The 21,001-nt window shown below is 71.2% G+C and carries 23 protein-coding genes; 13 read left to right on the top strand and 10 right to left on the bottom strand.

Annotated elements, in window-relative coordinates:
• The first annotated feature begins 36 nt into the window (after nucleotides 1-36).
• The gene (locus ACIA6A_RS34040) at nucleotides 37-1,482 is read left to right on the top strand and encodes a methyl-accepting chemotaxis protein (protein WP_396102080.1); all 1,446 of its coding nucleotides are present in this window, start codon (nucleotides 37-39) and stop codon (nucleotides 1,480-1,482) included.
• A gap of 24 nt (nucleotides 1,483-1,506) precedes the next feature.
• On the opposite strand, the gene ACIA6A_RS34035 is transcribed toward ACIA6A_RS34040, so the two are convergent.
• Genes ACIA6A_RS34035 through ACIA6A_RS34025 form a run of 3 tightly spaced genes read right to left on the bottom strand, consistent with a single transcriptional unit; the run spans nucleotide 1,507 to nucleotide 4,279 of the window.
• Complete coding sequence (locus ACIA6A_RS34035) at nucleotides 1,507-3,147, bottom strand: RecQ family ATP-dependent DNA helicase (protein WP_396102079.1); 1,641 nt, start codon at nucleotides 3,145-3,147, stop codon at nucleotides 1,507-1,509.
• Between the two features lie 39 nt (nucleotides 3,148-3,186).
• Complete coding sequence (locus tag ACIA6A_RS34030; protein WP_396102078.1) at nucleotides 3,187-4,128, bottom strand: TIGR03557 family F420-dependent LLM class oxidoreductase; 942 nt, start codon at nucleotides 4,126-4,128, stop codon at nucleotides 3,187-3,189.
• Between the two features lie 19 nt (nucleotides 4,129-4,147).
• Complete coding sequence (locus ACIA6A_RS34025; RefSeq protein ID WP_396102141.1) at nucleotides 4,148-4,279, bottom strand: hypothetical protein; 132 nt, start codon at nucleotides 4,277-4,279, stop codon at nucleotides 4,148-4,150.
• Between the two features lie 160 nt (nucleotides 4,280-4,439).
• Here ACIA6A_RS34025 and ACIA6A_RS34020 point away from each other — a divergent pair, with 160 nt between their 5' ends.
• Entirely contained in the window at nucleotides 4,440-5,999 is a 1,560-nt protein-coding gene (locus ACIA6A_RS34020; protein ID WP_396102077.1) for a glycoside hydrolase family 3 protein, read from the top strand.
• Nucleotides 6,000-6,004: 5 nt separating this feature from the next.
• On the opposite strand, the gene ACIA6A_RS34015 is transcribed toward ACIA6A_RS34020, so the two are convergent.
• On the bottom strand, nucleotides 6,005-6,286 hold the full coding sequence (locus ACIA6A_RS34015; RefSeq protein ID WP_396102076.1) for a GNAT family N-acetyltransferase: 282 nt from the start codon (nucleotides 6,284-6,286) through the stop codon (nucleotides 6,005-6,007).
• Between the two features lie 46 nt (nucleotides 6,287-6,332).
• On the opposite strand from ACIA6A_RS34015, the gene ACIA6A_RS34010 reads away from it, so the two are divergent.
• From ACIA6A_RS34010 to ACIA6A_RS33975, 8 genes are all read left to right on the top strand, one after another.
• The gene (locus tag ACIA6A_RS34010; protein ID WP_396102139.1) at nucleotides 6,333-6,656 is read left to right on the top strand and encodes a hypothetical protein; all 324 of its coding nucleotides are present in this window, start codon (nucleotides 6,333-6,335) and stop codon (nucleotides 6,654-6,656) included.
• A 35-nt stretch (nucleotides 6,657-6,691) separates the two neighbouring features.
• Entirely contained in the window at nucleotides 6,692-7,516 is an 825-nt protein-coding gene (locus ACIA6A_RS34005) for a DUF1206 domain-containing protein (RefSeq protein ID WP_396102075.1), read from the top strand.
• A gap of 98 nt (nucleotides 7,517-7,614) precedes the next feature.
• On the top strand, nucleotides 7,615-8,844 hold the full coding sequence (locus tag ACIA6A_RS34000; protein ID WP_396102074.1) for a mechanosensitive ion channel family protein: 1,230 nt from the start codon (nucleotides 7,615-7,617) through the stop codon (nucleotides 8,842-8,844).
• Nucleotides 8,845-8,916: 72 nt separating this feature from the next.
• On the top strand, nucleotides 8,917-9,354 hold the full coding sequence (locus ACIA6A_RS33995; protein WP_396102073.1) for a phage holin family protein: 438 nt from the start codon (nucleotides 8,917-8,919) through the stop codon (nucleotides 9,352-9,354).
• Entirely contained in the window at nucleotides 9,351-9,788 is a 438-nt protein-coding gene (locus tag ACIA6A_RS33990) for a DUF3618 domain-containing protein (RefSeq protein ID WP_396102072.1), read from the top strand. The genes ACIA6A_RS33995 and ACIA6A_RS33990 overlap by 4 nt, the downstream gene beginning before the upstream one ends.
• Nucleotides 9,785-10,057 carry a DUF4235 domain-containing protein gene (locus ACIA6A_RS33985; protein ID WP_396102071.1) on the top strand — a complete coding sequence of 91 codons (273 nt, stop codon included), beginning with the start codon at nucleotides 9,785-9,787 and terminating at the stop codon, nucleotides 10,055-10,057. Before ACIA6A_RS33990 ends, ACIA6A_RS33985 begins: the two co-directional genes overlap by 4 nt.
• A 269-nt stretch (nucleotides 10,058-10,326) precedes the next feature.
• Nucleotides 10,327-10,530: a cold-shock protein gene (locus tag ACIA6A_RS33980; protein WP_011905669.1), complete on the top strand. Its 204-nt coding sequence runs from the start codon at nucleotides 10,327-10,329 to the stop codon at nucleotides 10,528-10,530.
• A gap of 474 nt (nucleotides 10,531-11,004) precedes the next feature.
• Nucleotides 11,005-12,135, top strand: a complete 1,131-nt coding sequence (locus tag ACIA6A_RS33975; RefSeq protein ID WP_396102070.1) for an SDR family oxidoreductase — start codon at nucleotides 11,005-11,007, stop codon at nucleotides 12,133-12,135.
• 29 nt (nucleotides 12,136-12,164) lie between these two features.
• On the opposite strand, the gene ACIA6A_RS33970 is transcribed toward ACIA6A_RS33975, so the two are convergent.
• Nucleotides 12,165-12,605 carry a hypothetical protein gene (locus tag ACIA6A_RS33970; protein ID WP_396102069.1) on the bottom strand — a complete coding sequence of 147 codons (441 nt, stop codon included), beginning with the start codon at nucleotides 12,603-12,605 and terminating at the stop codon, nucleotides 12,165-12,167.
• Nucleotides 12,592-13,569, bottom strand: coding sequence for an aldo/keto reductase (locus ACIA6A_RS33965; protein ID WP_396102068.1), 978 nt, complete (start codon nucleotides 13,567-13,569; stop codon nucleotides 12,592-12,594). Before ACIA6A_RS33965 ends, ACIA6A_RS33970 begins: the two co-directional genes overlap by 14 nt.
• A 76-nt stretch (nucleotides 13,570-13,645) precedes the next feature.
• On the opposite strand from ACIA6A_RS33965, the gene ACIA6A_RS33960 reads away from it, so the two are divergent.
• Nucleotides 13,646-14,410, top strand: a complete 765-nt coding sequence (locus ACIA6A_RS33960) for a trans-aconitate 2-methyltransferase (protein WP_396102067.1) — start codon at nucleotides 13,646-13,648, stop codon at nucleotides 14,408-14,410.
• Nucleotides 14,411-14,419: 9 nt separating this feature from the next.
• A complete protein-coding gene (locus ACIA6A_RS33955) occupies nucleotides 14,420-15,436 on the top strand; it encodes an adenosine deaminase (protein WP_396102066.1) in 1,017 nt (338 codons plus the stop codon).
• Between the two features lie 7 nt (nucleotides 15,437-15,443).
• Here ACIA6A_RS33955 and ACIA6A_RS33950 read toward each other — a convergent pair whose 3' ends face one another.
• The 4 genes from ACIA6A_RS33950 to ACIA6A_RS33935 form a co-directional block, all read right to left on the bottom strand.
• Nucleotides 15,444-15,602, bottom strand: coding sequence for a hypothetical protein (locus ACIA6A_RS33950; protein ID WP_396102065.1), 159 nt, complete (start codon nucleotides 15,600-15,602; stop codon nucleotides 15,444-15,446).
• A 30-nt stretch (nucleotides 15,603-15,632) separates the two neighbouring features.
• Nucleotides 15,633-17,723, bottom strand: a complete 2,091-nt coding sequence (locus tag ACIA6A_RS33945) for an RICIN domain-containing protein (protein WP_396102064.1) — start codon at nucleotides 17,721-17,723, stop codon at nucleotides 15,633-15,635.
• A 229-nt stretch (nucleotides 17,724-17,952) separates the two neighbouring features.
• A complete protein-coding gene (locus ACIA6A_RS33940) occupies nucleotides 17,953-19,233 on the bottom strand; it encodes an ATP-binding protein (RefSeq protein WP_396102063.1) in 1,281 nt (426 codons plus the stop codon).
• Between the two features lie 104 nt (nucleotides 19,234-19,337).
• The gene (locus ACIA6A_RS33935) at nucleotides 19,338-20,027 is read right to left on the bottom strand and encodes a response regulator transcription factor (RefSeq protein WP_396102062.1); all 690 of its coding nucleotides are present in this window, start codon (nucleotides 20,025-20,027) and stop codon (nucleotides 19,338-19,340) included.
• A 102-nt stretch (nucleotides 20,028-20,129) separates the two neighbouring features.
• Between ACIA6A_RS33935 and ACIA6A_RS33930 the strand changes: the two genes are divergently transcribed.
• On the top strand, nucleotides 20,130-20,978 hold the full coding sequence (locus ACIA6A_RS33930) for an ADP-ribosylglycohydrolase family protein (protein WP_396102061.1): 849 nt from the start codon (nucleotides 20,130-20,132) through the stop codon (nucleotides 20,976-20,978).
• Nucleotides 20,979-21,001: the final 23 nt, after the last annotated feature.

Genomic DNA, 21,001 nt, shown 5'->3' with positions numbered 1-21,001 from the left:
AAAGTCGCGTTCCGCGTAACGGTGTGAGGAGATTCCATGGCACAGGCACGATCTTTCAGCGGCGTGGTCTGGGCCCCCGCCGCGACCGCGGTCGTCGGCATGCTGGGTGGGGCCGTCCTGGTCCTGGCCGGTGCGCCCACCGTCGCGGTGGTGATCGTGCTGGGCGTGGCGGCGGTTGCCGTGCTGGCGCTGAGCCGCCGGGCCGTGGCGCTCACCGGGACCCTCATCGCCGCCGCCACGCGGGCCGAGGCGGCGCTGCAGGAAGGTGACCTGAGCGGTTCGGCCGGGAACAGTGCGCTCGGGCGCTCGCTGAGCGGGCTCGCCCCGGCCGTCGAGCTGCTCACCATCGCCGGCCAGGAGATGGAGTCCAGCGGCGAGACGATCGCGTCCGGCGTCCGGGACACCTCCGCGCAGGTCGGCACGATCGTCGAGTCCGCCGGGGACGTCTCCGCGCGGGTGCAGGGCATCGCCGCCGCCGGTGAGCAGATGCACGCCGCGATCCAGGAGATCTCCCGCAACGTCACCAACGCTGTGGGGGTGGCCCGCGACGGTGTCGACACGCTGGCGCAGACCGCCACGACCATGAACGCGCTGGAGAAATCGTCCGCGACCATCGGTGGCATCGTCAAGACGATCACCGCGATCGCCGAGCAGACCAACCTGCTCGCGCTGAACGCGACCATCGAGGCGGCCCGGGCCGGGGATGCCGGCAAGGGCTTCGCGGTCGTCGCCACCGAGGTCAAGGACCTGGCCACGGAGACCGCACGGGCCACCGAGGAGATCGCCGCCACGGTGCAGCAGATCCAGGGTGACTCGGCGTCGGCCATCGAGGCGATCAGCAGGATCCAGCAGATCATCGACAGCATCTCGGAGTACCAGAACTCGATCGCGTCGGCGATCGAGGAGCAGACCGTGACGACCAGCGAGATGAACGCCGCCACCAGCGAGGTGTCCCAGCAGGCCGAGTCGATCGCCAAGGCCATCGCGGTGGTCAGCGAGCGGTCCGCGACCACCGCCACCGCGGCCGAGCGCAACCGGCTCGCGGTCTCGGAGATCGGCCGGATCGCCGGCGACCTCAAGCGGTCGACCGGCACGCTGCGCCTGCCCGCCGTGCCTACCGTCGAGGCGAGCTACGAGGTGCACTGGGACCGCGCCGCGAACTGCATGTACATCGACCTGCGGGGCACGTTCGACCAGTCGCTGGCCGACGAGTACGGCCGGGAGTTCGCGCAGAAGATCACCGAGGCCCGGGAGGGCTGGAGTGTCATCTGTGACATGAGCGCGCTCGGTGCGACCATCCCGGGGGTGCAGGCGGTGATCGAGGGGACCATGGGCCGGGCGGTCGCCCAGCATATCCGGCACGCCTCGCTGATCGTGCCCAACCCGCTGGTGGCCATGCAGATGCAGCGCTCCTCGGACGAGACGGGCGCGCCCATCACGTACGTGTCGTCGATGGCCGATGCCCGTGTCGCCGTCGCCTGATCCGCCGCCGCAAGCGCAGCCGGGTCACCCCGCCGTGAGCAGCTTGTGCTCCATGACGACGGGTACGGACAGCACCTTGTAACCCTGGCTCTCGAACAGAACCGTGATCTTCTCCTCCTCGTAGCCCATCACCATGCCCGGGCCCCATTCCGGGTGCGTGACCGTGCTGTGCACCTTGAACGGCTCGTCACCGGAGGCTTCCTCGATCTCCTCGGCGACACCCTCCACACAGTTGTCGCAGTGGCCGCAGACCTTCTTCACGTCCTCGCCGAAATACGAGAGCAGCGTCTGCGTGCGGCAGGCCCGGCTCTCGGCGAAGCCGCGCATCATGTCGGTGCGGGAGCGCTGGACCAACTGCTGGCGCTCGTGCTCGGCGACGGCGGCCTCCGCGGCCTTGGCCGGCAGCGGGGCGTACCGCGGCGCCGACCATTTGTTGGCCTTGAAGGTGGCCGCACCGACCTGCTCGAGCAGGGCCAGCAACTGGCCGAGCTTGCGCGGGCCGAGACCGGTCTGCTCCTTGAGCGCCGCCTTCGTGGCCGGCCCGGACCGCAGCGCGGCGGCCAGCTCACGGACCTCGACGACGTCGGGGCTGCCACCGTTGAAGAAGCGCTGGATCGCCTCGTCCTCGGAGCGCCACAGCAGCAGCGCCCGGCCGGGCGCGCCGTCGCGGCCCATCCGGCCGATCTCCTGGAAGTAGCTGTCCGGGGAGTCCGGCAGGGCCATGTGCGCGACCCAGCGGATGTTCGGCTTGTCGATGCCCATGCCGAACGCGGAGGTCGCCACCATGATGTCGAGCTTGTCGTCGGTGAAGTCCTCGTGCCGCTGCTCGCGCAGGCCGGCGGCCATCCCGCCGTGGTAGTAGTCGGCGGGATACCCGGCCTTGGTGAGCTTCTCGGCGAGTTCCTCGGCCGCCCGGCGGGTCGCGACGTAGATGATGCCGGGGCGTTCCGTCTCGTCGAGCAGCGCGGTCAGCCGGCGCCAGCGGTAGTTCTCATCGGGGCACTGGGCCACCTCGAGGAACAGGTTGCGCCGGTCCAGCCCGGACACGTGGATCTCGGGCTTGTTGAGGTGCAGCCGCTCGATGATGTCGTCGCGCACCGGTGGCGACGCGGTGGCGGTCAGCGCCAGCACCGGCGGCCGGCCGATCCCCTTGATCAGGTGACCGATCTGCAGGAAGTCGGGCCGGAAGTCGTGCCCCCACGCCGAGATGCAGTGCGCCTCGTCGACCGCGACCAGGCCCGGGCGCAGCGCCCGCACCTCGGCCAGCCGCTCGGGGTCGCTGAGCTGCTCGGGCGTGATGAACAGGAACTCGGCCCGGCCCTCGCGGATCTCCTTGATGGCCTCGCGCTGCTGGGCCGGGGTCTCCGCCGAGCTGACCCGTACGGCGCGGGTCTTCGGGTCGTTCTTCTCGTTGAGCGCGGCGATCTGGTCCTGCTGCAGGGCGAGCAGGGGCGAGATCACCACCGTCGGCCCCGGCAGCAGCACCGCCGGGATCTGGTAGATCGCCGATTTACCGGCGCCGGTGGGCAGCACGACGAGGGCGTCGCGCCGGCGCAGCACCGCGCGCATCGGCTTGAACTGACCCGGGCGCAGGGACGGCCAGCCGAAGTGCTTGCGCGCGACCTTGCGCAGCCGCGGCCCATAGATAGGAACGTTGAGCTTCATCGAGCGGCCATTGTGCCCGAGGGGTGTGACAAACAAACGTCACGAAAGGACATGCTTGGCGTACAGGTCGAACAGGCCCTGCCAGTGCGGCCCGGTGTTGGCGACGTAGACCTCGTCGAACCCGGCCTTCGCGTAGGTGTCGATCATCTCCAGGTGGGCCCGCGGGTCGTTGCCGCACACGAACGCCTTCTTGACCATGTCCTGGGTGACCAGCTCGGATGCCTGCTCGAAGTGCTTGGGTGACGGCAGGACCTGGGAGAGCTCACCGGGCACGCCCGCGTTCGGCCACTTCTCGTACGCGATCCGGGCCCCTTCCTCCTCGGTGTCCGCGAAGGCCGCCTTGAACCCGGCCTGGGCCACCTTGGCGCCGCCACCGTGCTCGCGGAACCGGGCGACGAGGTCGCCGTCGGGCATCGTGCTGACGTACCCGTCGCCGATCCGGGCCGCGAGGTCCACCGCCTTGGGCCCGAAGCCCGAGACCAGCACCTCGATCGGCTGCTCCGGCAGCGTGTAGATCCGGGCGTTCTCGACGGTGTAGTGCTTGCCCCGGTGCGACACCACGCCGCCCTTCCACAGCTCCCGCATGATCGCGACGGCTTCCTCGAGCATCTCGAGCCGTACGTCGGCCTCGGGCCACGCGTCGCCGAAGATGTGCTCGTTGAGCGCCTCGCCGGTGCCGACGCCCAGCCGGAAGCGGCCGCCGGTCAGCACCGCGCTGGTCGCCGCCGCCTGGGCGATGACGGCCGGGTGGATGCGCACGGTGGGACAGGTCACGGCGGTGGTGATGGGCAGGGAGGTGGCCTGGCTCAGCGCGCCAATCATGGACCACACGAACGAGCTCTGGCCCTGGGCGTCCACCCACGGGTGGTAGTGGTCGGAGATCCACAGGGCCGAGAACCCGGCCCGCTCCGCACCCTTGGCCTGCTCGATGATCTCGGCGGGGGTCAGTTCCTCGCTGGACAGGAAGTATCCGATTCGCATACCGGGGCGGATACCCCGGTTACTTGCCGCCGAACATGCGCTTGATCGCCCAGAACAGGATCAGCGCGCCGAGGGCGACGCCCAGCAACTTGACGGCGTGGACCTCGGACCAGTCGACACCGGACGCGGCGAGCACTGCGGGTGAAAGCACGCGTCGCATCGTACCCGGCGCGGTCGTTCGCAAAGACTTTAAATATGTTTAATAGAAAGGTTTGTTGACTAAAACGGGGGGCGTGGGTGACCATTGGTGACGATTGAGGGGAACGTGCTCCCGGAGCGCGTGTGGATCATCAGCGGAGGTACGCGAAGTCATGCCGGAATCGGGCGACCTGTCCCATCTCGCCGCCGCGGTGCTGCAGCCCGGCTTCGTCGGCACCACCGTGCCGGACTGGGTGCGCCGATGGCTCGGTGAAGGGCTGGGCGGCGTCGCGCTGTTCGCCCGCAACGTCGAGACGCCCGCGCAGGTGGCGGCGCTGACCGCCCAGCTGCGCGCCGAGCGGCCGGACGTCATCGTGGCCATCGACGAGGAGGCCGGGGACGTCACCCGCTTCGAGTCGCGCCACGGCAGCTCCCGCCCCGGCAACCTCGGCCTGGGCGCGGTCGACGACCTCGAACTGACCAGCGCCGTCGCCCGGGACCTGGGCCGGGACCTGGCGCACGCCGGCATCACGCTCGACTACGCACCCGACACCGACGTCAACAACAACCCCGACAACCCGATCATCGGGGTACGGGCATTCGGCGCCGACGCCGCTCTCGTGGCACGCCACGGCGCGGCCTGGATCCGGGGCCTGCAGGAGTCCGGGGTGGCGGCCTGCGCCAAACACTTCCCGGGACACGGGGACACCGCCGTGGACTCGCACCACGACGTCCCGGTGATCGGCCACGACCGGGCCCGGCTGAGCGACGTCGAACTCGTGCCGTTCCGGGCCGCCATCGCCGCCGGGGTCCGCTCGATCATGACCGGCCATCTGATCGTCCCGGCCTACGACCCGGACCTGCCCGCCACGCTGAGCCGGCGCATCCTGACCGGCCTGCTCCGCGAGGAACTCGGCTTCGACGGCCTGATCGTCACCGACGGCATCGAGATGCAGGGCGTGCGCCGCAAGTACGGCCTGGAGGGTGCCACCGTCCGGGCCCTCGCCGCGGGTGCCGACGCGATCTGTGTCGGTGGCGACCACGCCGACGAGCACACCGCCGTGCGCCTGCGCGACGCCATCGTGGCGGCCGTGCGCTCCGGCGAGCTCGGTGAGGACCGCCTGCGCGACGCCGCGGCCCGGGTCCGTTCCCTCGCTGCCTGGACCCTCGGGACCCAGACCGCCACCGGTGCCCGGGCGGTCGCCGACTCCCTGGTCGGGGTCACCCACAGCTCGGTGGTCGGGCAGGCCGCGGCCCGGCGGGCGCTCAAGGTGACCGCCACCGCGGACGCGCCCGGACTGCCGCTGACCGTCGCGCCGCACGTGGTGGAATTCGCCCCGCCGCGCAACATCGCCATCGGCGCCGAGACCCCGTGGGGCGTCGGGGCGCCGCTTGTCGAGCTGCTGCCGGGCACCACGTCCGTGCGGCTCACCGCCGACGACCTGGCCGGGGTGAGCGACCCGGTCGCGCCCGTGCTGCGCGGTGCCGGGGCGCGCCCGCTGGTGCTGGTGGTCCGCGACGCGCACCGGCACCCGTGGCTCGCCGACGCGCTGGCCCGCACGCTGGCCGTACGCCCGGACGCGATCGTGGTCGAGATGGGCGTGCCGGTCGCGGTGAGCGGCGGGCTGCACCTGGCCACGTACGGTGCGACCCGGGCCTGCGGGCAGGCCGCGGCCGAACTGATCGCCGGTGCCACCGTGCCGGATCGCAGTAAGCAGGCGCTCGCCGCCTGAGGCTTCTAATCCACGAGCATCGCGTCGTACTCGTGGTGCTCGGAGACGTAGTGGGCGAAGAAGGGGCAGGCGGGAACGATCTTCTCGCCGCGCTCCCGCAGGGTGTCCAGGGTCTGCTCGGCAAGCACATTGCCCAGGCCCTGGCCCCGTCGCGCCGGGTCGACCTCGCTGTGCACGATCACCAGGATCCCGTCGCGGACCCGGTAGTCGGCGAAGCCTGCGACCTCGCCGTCGACCAGCAACTCGAATCGGCGACGCTCGGGGTTGTCCTGCACAGTGACGTCCATGAGTCCCAGATTAGGCTCGCATCGGCCCGGTATCCTCGGATGGGTGATGAACACCGCAGCACCCAAGTTGGCCGCCCTGTTCACCGCCGCCGTTCTCGGCCTCGGCCTCGTGTCCGGGTGCAGTAACGACAACGTCTCGTGCGGCCTCGACCAGTGCACCGTCACCATCGACCGCAGCGTCAACGCCAGCGCCAGCTTCCTGGGCGTGGAGGCGAAATTCCTCAGCGCCGACCAGAACACGGTCACGCTCGAGATCGCCGGGGAGCAGATCCAGCTCACCAAGGGCCAGCAGGCCGTCGACGTGGCGGGCCTGCAGGTGACACTCGACAGTGTCACCGCGGACACCATCGGTCTCCAGGTGTCACGGTAGTTTGGATTTTCGCTGTTCCGGAGACATAAGGCGGCATGACTGCCTCCTCACAAGCCCGGAACACGGCATCGCGCGCCGCCGACAGCAAACCGCTCGAATACCTCGCCCGCGGCGGCTTCGTCGCGTACGGCGTGATCCACCTGATCTTCGCGTGGATCGCCCTGCAGCTCGCCTTCGGTTCCGGGTCGGGAGGCAACAACGACCAGTCCGGTGCCTTCCAGGAGCTCGCCCAGCAGCCGCTCGGCAAGACGCTCGTGATCATCACGATCGTCGGCATGATCGGGCTGGCCATCTGGCAGGCGCTGGAGGCCGCGATCGGGGAGAGCGGCGAGCAGAACAAGACGGCGCTCGCCGAGCGGTTCATCTCGGGCTGCCGCACGGTCATGTACCTCTACTTCGCGTTCCTCGGCATCAAGGTGCTCTCGGGTGCCAACGCCTCCAGCGGTGACAGCTCGCAGCAGGGCGCGTCGACGCTCATGGACAACAGCGGTGGCCGCTTCCTCGTCGGCTTCATCGGCGTGGTCGTCGTGGGCGTCGGCATCGGCCTGGCGATCTACGGCTTCAAGAAGAAGTTCGAGAAGCACCTGAACACCCAGCAGATGGACGCCAAGGTGCGTAAGACCGTCGAACGCCTCGGCCGCGCGGGTTACATGGCCAAGGGAATCGCGTACGCCATCGCGGGTGTCCTGGTCGTCGTCGCCGCCGTGAACTACGACCCGGAGAAGGCGCGCGGTCTCGACTCCGCGCTCAAGACCGTGGCCACCGCGCCGTACGGTCCCTGGATGCTCGGCCTGATCGCCCTCGGTATCGCCGCGTTCGGCGTCTACTGCTTCTTCCAGGCGCGCTACCGCAAGGTGTGATCAAGGACAAAGTCTGACTTTCCGATCGCACGTGAAAAACACAGGCGAGCGGGGCAAGGTAGATCGCTGGCAACCAACCCTGTTGAGGAGAGGGAACCGTGACCAGCGTTCTGACCGCCCTGCTCGCCGTCGTCATTGCGGCCGGAGCAGCGATCGTGCTCGTCGAGGCCATCCATCGGGTGCTCAAACGACTCGGTCAAAAATCGGAGTTCCTGCGCGACCTCGCCAACACCGCGCACAAACCGTTCCTCTTCGCCGCCGTGGTCTTCGCCGTCCAGGTGGCCGTGCGTGGCTTCGCCGGTGACTTCCCCGGCCGTACCGGTGTCCTGCACACCATGGTGATCCTGGTGATCGCCGCGACCGCCTGGCTCGTCGGCGCGTTGCTGCTGGTGGTGGAGGACCTCGCGCTCGCCCGGTGGCGCGTCGACGTGCCGGACAACATGAAGGCCCGCCGGCTCAAGACCCAGGTGCAGATGCTGCGCCGGGTCACCGTTGCCGCGATCGTGGTGCTCACCATCGGCGTCATGCTCATGACGTTCCCCGGCGTGCGTACGGTCGGCGCCAGCCTGCTCGCCTCCGCCGGCCTGGTGTCGGTGATCGCCGCGCTGGCCGCGCAGAGCACGCTCGGCAACCTCATCGCCGGCCTCCAGCTCGCGTTCAGCGACGCCGTGCGCATCGACGACGTCGTGGTCGTCGAGGGGGAGTGGGGCCGTATCGAGGAGCTGACCCTGACGTACGTCGCGGTGCAGATCTGGGACGACCGGCGGCTGATCCTGCCCACCTCGTACTTCACCCAGAAACCGTTCCAGAACTGGACCCGCCGCGGCTCCGCGGTGCTCGGCACCGCCGAGATCGACGTCGACTGGTCGTTGCCGATCGAGCCGATGCGCGCCGAGCTGCGGACCGTCTGCGAGGGCACCGAGCTGTGGGACGGCCGGGTCTGCGTGCTGCAGGTGACCGACGCGGTCGGCGGCATGATCCGGCTGCGGGCCCTGGTGAGCGCCAACGACGCCCCGTCGCTCTGGGACCTGCGCTGCCTCGTCCGGGAGCGCCTGGTCACCTGGGTCTTCGAACACCGCCAGGACTCGCTGCCCCGGATGCGCGCCGACATCGGCTCCGCCGCTCGCCCGGTCCCCGTGCACCCCGGCCAGGCCGATCCCGCGCCGTCCCCGGTCCCGGGATCCGGGCACCCCGAGGACGCCCGCGTCTTCAGCGACGACCGGGCCGCCGTGTTCTCCGGCCCGGACGAGGAGCTGCCGCCCGCTCCGGGTGCCCAGCCGGCCCCGGTCCGGGGGCTCGACCCGGTGACCGCCGGACATCGGCCCTGAGGTCATCCGGACCAGCAGGATTGACTTGGCGTCACGCAGGGCATACAGCCTTCAGACGAAGAAGGAGGACTCATGGCCGATGTCCTGAACGGCACCCCTATCCGTCCGGGGTCCGACCAGTCCACCTCGGAACTGGTTCAGAAGGCGAGTGAGCAGTTGTCCCGGCTCGTCCGGGACGAGATCGCTCTCGCGAAAGCGGAACTGGCCGAGAAGGGCAAGCACGCGGGCATCGGTGTGGGTCTGTTCGGCGGTGGCGGCGTGCTCGCCATGTACGGCGTGGGGGCGATGATCGCCACGCTGATCATCGTGCTGGACCTCTTCCTGCCGCTGTGGCTCGCCGCACTGATCATGACCGTGGTGCTGTTCGCCGCGGCCGGGATCCTCGCGCTGCTCGGCAAGAAGCAGGTCACCAAAGCCGTCCCGCCGGAGCCGAAATCCGCCATCGCGAGCACGAAGGCGGACGTCGACGAGGTCAAGCACGCGATCAAGAGCGGCAGGAGCCGGGCATGAGCGAGAAGAACGGGTCCGGGGGCGCCAAGCCCGACGTGGAAGCACTCCGCGAGGACATCAAGCAGACCCGCGCCGAACTCGGCGAGACGGTCCAGGCCCTCGCGGCCAAGGCCGACGTCAAGGCGCGGGCCAAGGAACAGGTCGAGGTGACCAAGGCGAAGGCGAAGGCCCAGGTCCTGGACGCGACCGAGAAGGTACGCGAGGTGGCCACCTCGGCCGCGGCGACCGCCTCCTCGGCGGCGGCCACCGCGTCGGGCAAGGTCCGCGCGGCGACGTCCGTGGCCGGTGACAAGGTTCGCGACTCCGGCACCCTCGACATCGCCCAGGACGCCCGCGACCAGGTGCGGCGCAACCCGATCCCGTTCACCGCGATCGTGGCGGCCGGACTGGCCCTGGCGGGCGTCATCCTGATCGTGCGGGGGCGGCGCCGATGAGCGGCAGGGCACAGAAGATCGCGTACAAGCCGGTCGGTCTCCTGCTGGGCGTCGCGGCCGGTGCCATCGCCGGCGCGGTGTTCAAAGAGGTCTGGAAACTCACCGCGGGCGACGACGACGCTCCCGACTACAGCGACGAGGAGCGCGGCTGGGGCGAGATCCTCGCCGCGGCCGCCATCCAGGGCGCCATCTTCTCGGTGGTCCGCGCGGCCGTCCAGCGCGGCGGAGCGGTCGGGGTCCGCAAGGTGACCGGATCCTGGCCGGATTAGTCCGGCAACTGTATAGACCATGGTCAAGGCTCTCAGCGATGCTGAGGGCCTTTTCCTTGTCTCCGCGGGAGTAGCGCCGGATGCGAACTTGGGGGAAGCTTTCAGAGGCATTCTTCAGGTACAGTATGGCCAGTTTTTGTAGAAGTGGTTCAGGTGGTAAGCCTTTCTGCAGAGGGCTCTTCCTTCTGATGCCGTTCGCGGCGCCGCTGCTCGAAAACAACCGTCGGCTCTGCATCACCGGGCCGGAATTTTCAGAAGGAGAGTTCAGCATGGCGCAAGGCACCGTGAAGTGGTTCAACGCAGACAAGGGCTTCGGCTTCATCACCGTCGACGGCGGGGGTGCTGACGTGTTCGTCCACTTCTCGGCCATCCAGACGAGCGGCTACCGCACTCTGGAGGAGAACCAGCGGGTCGAATTCGAGATCGCCCAGGGCCAGAAGGGCCCGCAGGCGGAGCAGGTTCGCCCGCTCTGAGACCAACCAGCCGGTGGTGACGCCGGCCGCCGATCGCCTGGCGGAGATCGGCTCTAGCGGTCAGCCCCGTGCTCCCGGATCCTCCCGGGCGCGCGGGGCTTTCGCTGTCACCGCCCCTGCACGCCGGGTGAGGGCATCCGGTCGCGTGTCACCTACTCTGGGTAATCTATGCTGCTGAGGTCAGGTTCCACGCTGAGTTATTGAGTCGCGGCGCGCGGCCTCGCATAAGAGAGTGGTATCCGTCCTGCTCATGCCGGATCTACCCTTATGAAGCGTCCCGATTTGCCCGTTCGGCACGCGGTTGTTAACTCCGCGCATTCCTTGCCGGCGGTAATCAATGATTCCGCTACGTGACGATCGATTGCCGCTCGCCCCATACGCCGCGTATATCTTCCGCGGCCGGATAGAATTGATCTTGCGGGGTAGTCAACCCTTGTCAGTGCAGGATGCATTCTTGATCGAGGGGAAACTATCGTGCCGGACGTCGTCACCACACCCACCCCGGCTGCCGACCGGGCGCCGACCCCGGTTCGCCGGCCGCCGGAGGGGGCGCACGCACTTGTCGTCGGGGCCACCGGGATTGCCGGGTCGGCGTTGCTGGAGCAGCTGGTGGCCGCCGGGTGGCGGGCCACCGGGCTGTCCCGCAAGCCGGCCGAGATCGCCGGGGCCGGGCATGTGGCCGCTGATCTGCTGTCCCCGGACAGCCTGCGGGCGGCCCTGGGGGAGCTGCGGCCCACTCACGTCTTCATCACCGCGTGGTCGCGTCAGGCCACGGAGGCCGACAACATCCGGGTCAACGGTGGCATGGTCCGCGACCTGCTGGCCGTGCTCGGGCCGCAGGGTTCGCTGCGGCACGTCACGCTGGTGACCGGGCTCAAGCACTATCTGGGCCCGTTCGAGGCGTACGGCGTGGGCGTCCTGCCCGACACCCCGTTCCTCGAGGACGCCGAGCGACGTCCGGTCGAGAATTTCTACTATGCCCAGGAGGACGAGGTGTTCGCCGCGGCGAAGGCCTTCGGCTTCACCTGGTCCGTGCATCGTGCGCACACGGTCATCGGGCATGCCGTCGGCAACGCCATGAACCTGGTGTCGACGCTCGGTGCCTACGCGGCGATCGTGCGCGCGACGGGGCGGCCGTTCCAGTTCCCCGGGTCGCTCACCTCGTGGCACGGCGTCGTGGATCTGACCGACGCGGCGCTGCTCGCCGATCATCAGCTGTGGGCCGCCACCACCGGGGCCGCGGCGGACACCGCGTTCAACATCGTCGATGGCGATGTCGTGCGCTGGCGCCGGCTCTGGCCGCGCCTGGCCGCCCACCTCGGCGTCGAGGCGCGCGGACCGGGGGACACCGTGCTGCCCCTGGAGGAGCAGATGGCCGGCGCGGAGCCGGTCTGGGCCCGGCTGGTCGCCGAGCACAACCTGGTGGAGCCGGTCCTGTCCCGGGTCGCGTCCTGGTGGCACACCGATGCCGACCTGGGCCGCGACACCGAGGTGCTGGCGGACATGACCAACAGCAGGCTCGCCGGGTTCACCGGTTACGTGAGCACCGAGCGAGCTCTGCCGCGTCTGCTCGACCGCTATCGCGCCGAGCGCATCCTGCCCTGATCCGGCGGTCCGGATCCAGCGGTCCGGGATCAGGCGGCGAGGTCGCGTTTGTACCTGCCGCGGGAGCGGACGCCCATGACGATGAGCGCCAGCCCGGCGATGGCCACCACCGGCCCGATCAGGGCGAACGCGGTCACGCCGCTCATGATGCTGTCGTGCACCAGGTCGAGGCCCTGGGCTGTCCAGAGTCCGCCGATGACCAGCGCGAGCATGCCGCCGGTCATCCACGGCCAGCCCTTGAGCAGGACGGCCTCGGCCCGCGCCGGCGCGGTGGCCGGGGCCTCGTCGCTCACCGGCGGCGAAGCGGGCGGCAGGCCGGGAGGGGCGGCCGGCGCCTGTTCCCAGGACTGACCGTCCCCGATCGGCCGGGAGAGCCGAGGAGGCCCGCCCGCCGGAGAGGGCTGGCCCAGGGAAGGCTGGCCCCAGGGTTCCTGGCCGCGGGGGCGCGGCGTCTGGTCACCAGCGGTCATGGACCTGGGGGCGGATCAGCTCGTCGTAGACCGACCGGACCACGTCGTGGGTGGATCCCGGCAGGGTGGGCAGGCCGGCCGCCGCGGCGTTCAGGCGGGCCTGGCCGGCGTTGCGGGCTCCGGGGATGACCACGGTCACGGCCGGGTGGTCGAGGATCCAGCGCAGGGCGAACTGGGCCATCGTGGTTTCGGCCGGGACCTCGGGGCGCAGGCGGCGGACCGCTTCGAGGCCGGTCGCGAAGTCGACGCCGGAGAACGTCTCGCCGACGTCGAAGGCCTCGCCCTTGCGGTTGTAGTTGCGGTGGTCGTCGGCGCCGAACGTGGTGTGCTCGTCGTAGCGGCCGGAGAGCAGGCCGGAGGCGAGCGGGACGCGGGCGATGATGCCGACGCCGGCCGCCGCGGCCGCGGGGAGGACCTGCTCGAGGGGCTTGAGGCGCAGGGCGTTGAGGATGATCTGGACGCTGGCGGTGCCGGGGCGGGCGATGGCGGCGAGGGCCTCGTCGACCTTCTCGACGCTGACGCCGTAGGCCGCGATGCGCTTCTCCTCGACGAGGGTGTCGAGGGCGTCGTAGACCGCGTCGCTGCTGAACACCGGCGTCGGCGGGCAGTGCAGCTGGACCAGGTCGAGGGTGTCCACGCCGAGGTTGGTGCGGGAACGGTCGTTCCAGGCGCGGAAGTTGTCGAGCGTGTAGTTGGCCGGCTCCTGCGCCATGCGCCGGCCCATCTTGGTGGCCACGGTCAGGCCGGGCCGGTTCTTGATGAAGCTGCCGATGACCTGCTCGCTGCGGCCGTCGCCGTAGACGTCGGCGGTGTCGATGAACGTCACTCCCGCGTCGACCGCGGCGGCGAGGGTCGCGTGGGCGTCCTCCTCGCTGACCTCGCCCCAGTCGGCACCGAGCTGCCAGGCGCCGAGACCGATAACACCGACATCGCGGCCGAGCCGCCCGAACCCACGTTTTTCCACGCCGGAAGCCTAGCCCAAGCTCTGCCGTGCGCTACGCTGACCAAACAAAACGTACGTACGGTTTGGAGGGCACGCCATGTGGGATCCCACCGTCTACCACCGGTTCGGCACCGAACGGTCCCGCCCGTTCTTCGATCTCGTCAGCCGGATCGGGGCAGCTCAACCCCGTACCGTGATGGATCTGGGGTGTGGCTCCGGCGAACTGACCGCGACCCTGGCCGACCGCTGGCCCGGCGCCCGCGTCCGCGGCCTGGACAGCGCTGCGGAGATGATCGCGAAGGCGCCGCCGGCGGCCGGTCCGGAATTCCAGGTCGGCGACCTGGCGCAATGGCACCCGGACCCGGACACCGACGTGGTGGTCACCAACGCCGCGCTGCAGTGGGTTCCCGGGCATCAGCGGCTGATCGACGGCTGGATCAAGGAACTGCCCGCCGGTGCCTGGTTCGCGATGCAGGTGCCGGGCAACTTCGACGCGCCGTCCCACCGGACGCTGCGCGAACTGGCCCGCGGCGAGCCCTACGCCGCGATCCTCGGTGACCTGGTCCGGGAGGCGCCGGTGGACGACCCGGCGGACTACGCCGCCCGCTTCCTGACAGCCGGTGCGAGCGTCGACGCGTGGGAGACGACGTACCTGCACCTGCTGCCCGCGGACGGCGCCGGGCACCCGGTCCTGCGCTGGATGGAAGGCACCGCGCTGCGGCCGGTCCGGGCCGCGCTGGACGACACGCTGTGGGGGTCCTTCCGGGCCGCGCTCGGTCAGCGGCTCGAGTCGGTCTACCCTGCCCGGAGCGGATACGTGGCGTTCCCGTTCCGCCGGATCTTCGTGGTGGCCCATCTGTAGGGAGTGATCATGACCGAGCTCGCCTCGTTCATCGCCGGTCTGCCGAAGGCGGAGCTGCACGTGCATCATGTCGGCTCGGCGTCGCCGCGGATCGTCGCGGAGCTGGCCGCCCGGCACGAGGGGCGCTCGCCCGTGCCCGCCGACCCGGCGGCGCTCGCCGACTACTTCGCGTTCCGGGACTTCGGTCACTTCATCGAGGTCTACCTGAGCGTCGTGGACCTGATCCGCGACGACGAGGACGTCCGGACGCTGACCTACGAGGTCGCCCGGGAACTGGCCCGCCAGCAGGTCCGGTACGCCGAGCTGACCATCACGCCGTACTCGCACGTGCGGCGGGGGATCCCGGCGCCGGCGTTCTGCGCGGCCATCGAGGACGCGCGGACCGGCGCCGCCAAGGACTTCGGCATCGATCTCGCCTGGTGCTTCGACATCCCCGGGGAGGCCGGGCTGCCGGCCGCGGAGGAGACGTTGCGGATCGCGCTGGAGGAGCGGCCGGACGGGCTGGTCAGCTTCGGCCTGGGCGGTCCCGAGGTCGGGGTGCCGCGGCCGCAGTTCAAGCCGTACTTCGACAAGGCCCGGGCGGCCGGGCTGCACAGCGTCCCGCACGCGGGCGAGACCACCGGCCCGGAGACGATCTGGGACGCGCTGCGCGACCTGGGCGCCGAGCGGATCGGGCACGGCATCGCGGCCGCCGGGGATCCGCAGCTCATGGCGTATCTGGCCGGGCACGGGATCCCGCTGGAGGTGTGCCCGACCTCGAACGTGCGGACCCGGGCCGTCGCCACGATCGAGGAGCACCCGCTGGCGCGACTGGTGGCCGCCGGGGTCACGGTGACCATCAACTCCGACGACCCGCCGATGTTCGGCACCACGCTCGAGGAGGAGTACGCGGTCGCCGCGCACCTGCTCGGCCTGGACCGCACCGGTGTCGCCGACCTCGCGCGAGCGGCGGTCGGCGCGTCCTTCCTGCCGACCGCCGGCAAGGAGAAGCTGCTGGCCGAGATCGGTGCCTACGCGGCCCGGTGAGCAGGGATCAGTGACCGGCGTACAGCGGCTCCTGCCAGACCGCGAGCACGGCGAGGATGCCGAGCGTCAGGACCGCGACCACCCGGATCAGCCGGCGGCGGTTGAAGCCGTCGCGAGGCTCGTCCTCGTCGGTCAGCGGTGTGGTGCGAACGTCCGTGTCCAGCATGGCCTCTCCTGACGATTGATGACCCGGCGCTCAGCCGGGCAGTGCCGTCCAACTCTGGTGCCGGGTCCGGTTCGGGTTCTGCAGCACGAGCAGCCGCGACTCGTCGAAGCGCTGGCTGCCCACGCCGGCCGCGAGGCCGCCGACGCTGGTGCGCAGGCCGAACCCGTAGTCGGTGGCGAACAGCTTCCACCGGCCGCTGTCGTCCCGGTCGCACTCGCCCTGCACCAGCGGGGTCCCGGCGACCGGGTTGCCGTCCAGCGGGACCACGCACTTGCCGGTGGCCCGCGACTGCAGGGAGAACGTGCCGGCCGCGGCGGGCACCAGCTTCCACTGCTGCTGGGAGCCGCCCTCCGCACCGCCGAGCGTGATGGGGGTGCCGTTCGCCGTCCGGGCGGCGTACAGGTCGGCCGCGTCGCCGGTGAGCGAGTTCGTCAGCACGAACCACGTGTTGGCCGCCGGGCGGGCCGCGGGCGCCGACCGGGCGGTGCCCTTGGCCTCGTACCTGTTCTCGGCGCTGCGGATGGCGACCTGGTACTTCGCGTCCGGGCGCAGGCCGACGAGCCGGGCCCGGGTGGCGGTCGTGGTCGCCACGGTCACCCCGTCGACGACCACCTCGTACGTCGCGTCGGCGGTGGCGGCGCTCCAGGTCAGCCGCACCGAGGTGCTCGTCGGGTCGCGGATCTCCACCACCGCCTGCACCCCGGCGGCGGCCCTGGTGGTCGGCAGCGCGGACGAGGGGGCGCCGCCGGCGGGCGGTTCGTCTCCACCGCCGCCGACCGGGGGCGCGGAGGCCGCGGTGCCGGGGGCCGCCGAGGGTGCCGGGGCCGCGTTGGGGGCGTCCGGCACGTCGTCGCCGCCGTCACCGCGCAGCAGGAACTCGCTGAGCGCGACGTTCCAGTGCTCGGCGAGGTAGCTGCCCGGCGCCGGGTTGGTGCTGAAGTAGTCGTCGTGGCCGCAGTCGAGGCGCGTCTCGTGCCGCTTGGGGCACACCTCGCGGACCTCCTTGCCGGACCGGTCCGGGCCGCAGAGCAGGTCGTAGTCGTCGGTGCAGCTGCCGCCGCCGGTGGCGTTGGGGGAGTCGCGCAGGACCGCGCCGAGCATGTGGGTGGTCTCCAGCGCGGCGACCGACGAGCTCCAGCAGCCGGCGTCGACCCGCCCGTACGACGGCCCGCCGTTGTTGCGGTTGCCCAGCCCCTTGCGCGTGTCGGCGATGTACGTGCCGATGCTGCAGTACACGTGGCTGTCGGCGAACATCAGGTACTTGCGGTCGGTGCGGTTGTAGCCGAGCTCGGCCAGCGCGGCCGTGCTGGCGGTGAACGAGGCGAGCGCCCCGGCCGGGAGCTGGACCTCGGCCACGTCCACCCGGCACTGCGGCGTGGTGACGTACCGCAGGTGCCGGGAGCCGCCGGTCTCGGCCGCGCTCTCGTCGTAGATCTCGTCGACGCCGGCCGCCCAGGTCCGGATCGAGCCGACGTAGTCGCTGTAGCGGCTCGGGGTGCCGAACTCGTGCAGGTACAGCACCTGGACGCGTTTGCCGGAGTGGCCGTCGGCCTCGCAGGCCACGTCGTGCGCGCCGATGACGAAGTCGGCCTGGCCGGGGGCGGCGTCCGGGATCAGCGCGGGCGCCCCGGCGGACAGCGAGATGCCGCCCTCGTCGCGGATGATCTCGGCGTCCTGAGGCACCGCGGGGGATTCCCGGGCCGGGGCGGCGGGTGCGGCGCCCTTGGCCGCGACCGGTGCGGCGTCCTGGCTCACCGACATCCCGGCGGGAGCCGGCATGGGGCCGTAACTGCAGGTCACGTCATCGATCTGGTACGTCCCGGCGCACCGTGTCCCGGTGTCGGCCGCGGTCAGCCCGGTGTAGACGAGCCCTTCGGCGCGGTTGTCGCGGGGCAGCACCGAGTACGACACCGGCCCGTCGTCGTCCGCCCCGCCGGTGAAGGCGCCGGTCACCAGGCCGGGGCCGACCACCCCGCCGACGCCGAGCGCGAGGATCCCGAGCAGCACCAGGATCAGCCGTCGCGGGTGCACCGACGCACGCCGGCGGCCCCGGTCGGCGGCCTGCCGGCGCCCGGGCTGCGGTGCTTCCCCACGAAGCGCGATCCGTCGGTGGGCGGACAAACCATCTCCTCGTACTGCGGGGTCGCGGTGGGAGGGGGTTATGGGGTGACCACCTCCCACCGCGGGGGGACTTCGCCGGCCCTGGGTGTGGGGACCTGCCGGAAGGCTTCGGGCCGGGAAGCCGGATGGGATCGCGGTTCGAGACTGTCAGGCGCCGGCCCGCCCTGGGAATGCCTTTAATACAGATCTAAGCAATCGTTGACTCGTCCGGGGTATTTCCGTACGGCTGTCATCGCCGGTCCCGTTCCCGGGCGAGCCGGCCGACCAGCCCGAAACGGTTCGCCTGTTTCGGCGAGGCCTCGGGGTCGGACAGGAGCATGACCACGCTCGCGCCGCCCAGGCCGGCCCGGGCGAGGCTCACCGAGCCGCCGGCGTCCTGGGCCGCGCGCCGGGCGATGTCCAGGCCGAGCCCGGTCGAGCCCTGGTCGCTCTGGCCGCGCTGCAGTGCCTTCTCGGGGTCGTCGATGCCGGGCCCGGCGTCGTCGATGCGCAACGCCACCCAGCCGTCCCGGCGGGACAGCACGACCTCGAACTCGGTGCCCTGCGGGGTGTACCGGAAGACGTTACCGAGCACCGCGTCGAGGGCGGCCGCGAGCTCCGCGCGGGCGACCGGCACCGGCACCCGCAGCTGGGCGCCGACCACCTGGTATTTCCGGTTCTGGTCGCCGGCCAGCGCGGACCAGAAGACCATCCGGTCGCGCACCACCTCGGCGGCGTCGCAGAGCCCCTCCTCGGGTGCCTCGGCGACCTGGGCCGCGACCGCGGCGCGGGTGGTGTTGATCAGCTGGTCGACCTCGCCCTCGAGCGTGACGATGGCCTGCCGGATGCGCCGGATGCCGCGGCGGCGGTCGAGCTCGGCCGCGGAGAACTCGCCGATGTGGGTGTCGTCCGGGTCGAGGGCCTCGGCGTCCAGGCGCAGCACCGTGAGCGGGGTCCGCAGCCGGTGCGACAGGTCGGCGACCATCTCGCGTTCGCTGGTGCGGGTGGTGACGAGGCGGTCGGCCATCCGGTTGAAGGCGTACCCGGCCTCGGCGAGCTCGCGCGGGCCGCTGGGCTGGATGCGCACGCCGAGGTCGCCGCCGCCGACGGCCATCGCGGCCTGGACCAGGTTGCGCGCCGACGACACCGCGCCGCGGGCCAGCCGGTCGACCACGATCACCGAGCCGATGACCAGGCCGGCCATGATGCCGAGCAGGATCCACCAGTCCCGGGCGGTGCCCTCGCCGAGCTCGTGGCCGGAGACGAACACCTCGACGACCGACGTCCTGCCGCCGACCGTGACCGGGTGCAGCAGCACCGTGCCGCCGTCGGCGTCGATCTCGACCGGCTCGGTGCCCGAGGCGGCGCCGGTCAGCGCACCGGCGGAGACCCGGCTCTTGTCGGTGGTGCCGGGCGCGTGCAGGATCAGCTCGCCGCCGGCGGCCTTGACCGCGGCGTCGACGCCTTTCTTGTTCGCACCGGCGGTGACCGCGCCGGCGACCGTGGCACTGCGCGTCTCCGCGATGGACATGGCTTTGTCGCGGTGGTCGGCGCGCAGCTCCCAGCCCAGCGGGATGAGGAACGAGAGGGCGGCGATCGCGGTGGTGGCGGCGGTGACGTAGGCCAGCCGGGCCCTCAGTCCGGCGCCACCAACCGGAATCCGACCCCCCGCACGGTGCGCAGGTAGCGAGGCTTCGCCGCGGATTCGCCCAGTTTCCGACGTAGCCAGTACAGATGCACGTCGATCGTCTGGTCCTCGCCGACTGACGGCTGTCGCCATACCTCCTCCAACAGCTCACGACGCGAGACCACCCGGCCCGGGCGGCCGGCCAGGTAGGCCAGCAGATCGAATTCCTTGCGGGTCAGTGCCAGCGTCTGGTCGCCCAGGGTGGCGCTGCGCTCGCCGATGTCGACGCGCAGCTCGCCCACCTCGTGCACGGCCGGCTGGGCGGTGCGGCTGGCCCGGCCGACCCGGCGCAGCACGGTGGTGATGCGCGCGTCGAGGTGGGCGCCGGTGAACGGCTTGACCATGTAGTCGTCGGCGCCCGCGCGCAGCAGCCGCACCACGGTCTGCTCGTCGTCGCGGGCGGTGGCGATGATGATCGGCACGTCGGTGATGCCGCGCAGCATGCGCAGCGCGTCGGAGCCGTCGAGGTCGGGCAGCCCCAGGTCGAGCACGACCAGGTCGGGGGTCTCGGCGGCGACGCGGCGCAGGGCGTCGAGAGCCGTTCCGACGGCGTGCACGGCGTGTCCCCGGTCGGCCAGCGACCGCAGCATCGCACCGCGCACGACGTGGTCGTCCTCGACGAGCAACACCGTGGCCATGCAGAGAAGGTACTGCCCCTGGCAAGATAGACCGAATCCGTCATTCAGGGCCATCGCTTGACTACTGAGGGTTGCTGATAAAAGCGATAGAGTCGGTGACCGATGTCCTTCACGCTCTTTCCCGACACCCGCGCGGCCCTCGCCACCGACAGCCTCGCCGGGTTGTCGGTGGGTGACGCGCGGGGCGCGGGGCACGGGCCGCCGTGGCGCTGGACCGACGACACCGAGCAGGCGTGCTGCCTGGTCAAGGCGCTGACCGACGATGACGGCCTGGACCGGGACCATTTCGCCGATCTGCTCGGCCGGCACTTCGACGCCTCCCGGGGCTACGGATCCGGTGCGGTCGTGATGCTGCGGCAGATCCGCGAGGGCACGCCCTGGCCGATCGCCGCCGCGGCCGCGTTCGACGGTCAGGGGTCGGCCGGCAACGGTGCCGCGATGCGGGCGGCTCCGCTCGGGGCCTGGCACGCCGACTCCCTCGTGCACGCCGCCACGGAAGGTGCCCGGGCCGCGGAGGTGACCCACGCCCATCCCGAGGGGATCGCCGGTGCCGTCGCGGTCACCGTCGCCGCGGCGGTCGCGGCCGCCGCGCGGCTGGAAGGGCAACCGGTGGACCTGCTGGGCGCGGTGCTCGCCCACACCCCGCACAGCCGGGTACGCGACAGCCTCGGCCGTGCCACCACGATCCGCACCGCCGCGGAGGCGGCCCACGAGCTGGGCAACGGCACCCGCTCGCTGGCCCTGGACTCGGTGCCGTTCGCGCTGTGGGTGGCCGCCCACCACCTCGACGACTACCCGGGCGCGGTCCAGGCCTGCATCGCGGCGGGCGGTGACATGGACACCACGGCGGCGATGGCCGGGGGAGTCGTGGCCGCGTACACCGGGGCCGACGGTGTCCCGGGGGAATGGTTGCGGGCCCGGGAGCCGTTGCCGGACTGGGTGACCGGATAGCATCACCCCCGACCCAAAACAAG

Source organism: Actinoplanes sp. NPDC051494 (assembly GCF_044454705.1).
Lineage (GTDB): Bacteria > Actinomycetota > Actinomycetes > Mycobacteriales > Micromonosporaceae > Actinoplanes.
The sequence above is the reverse complement of the archived record's forward strand: the minus strand, read 5'-3'. Positions and strand labels throughout refer to the sequence as shown.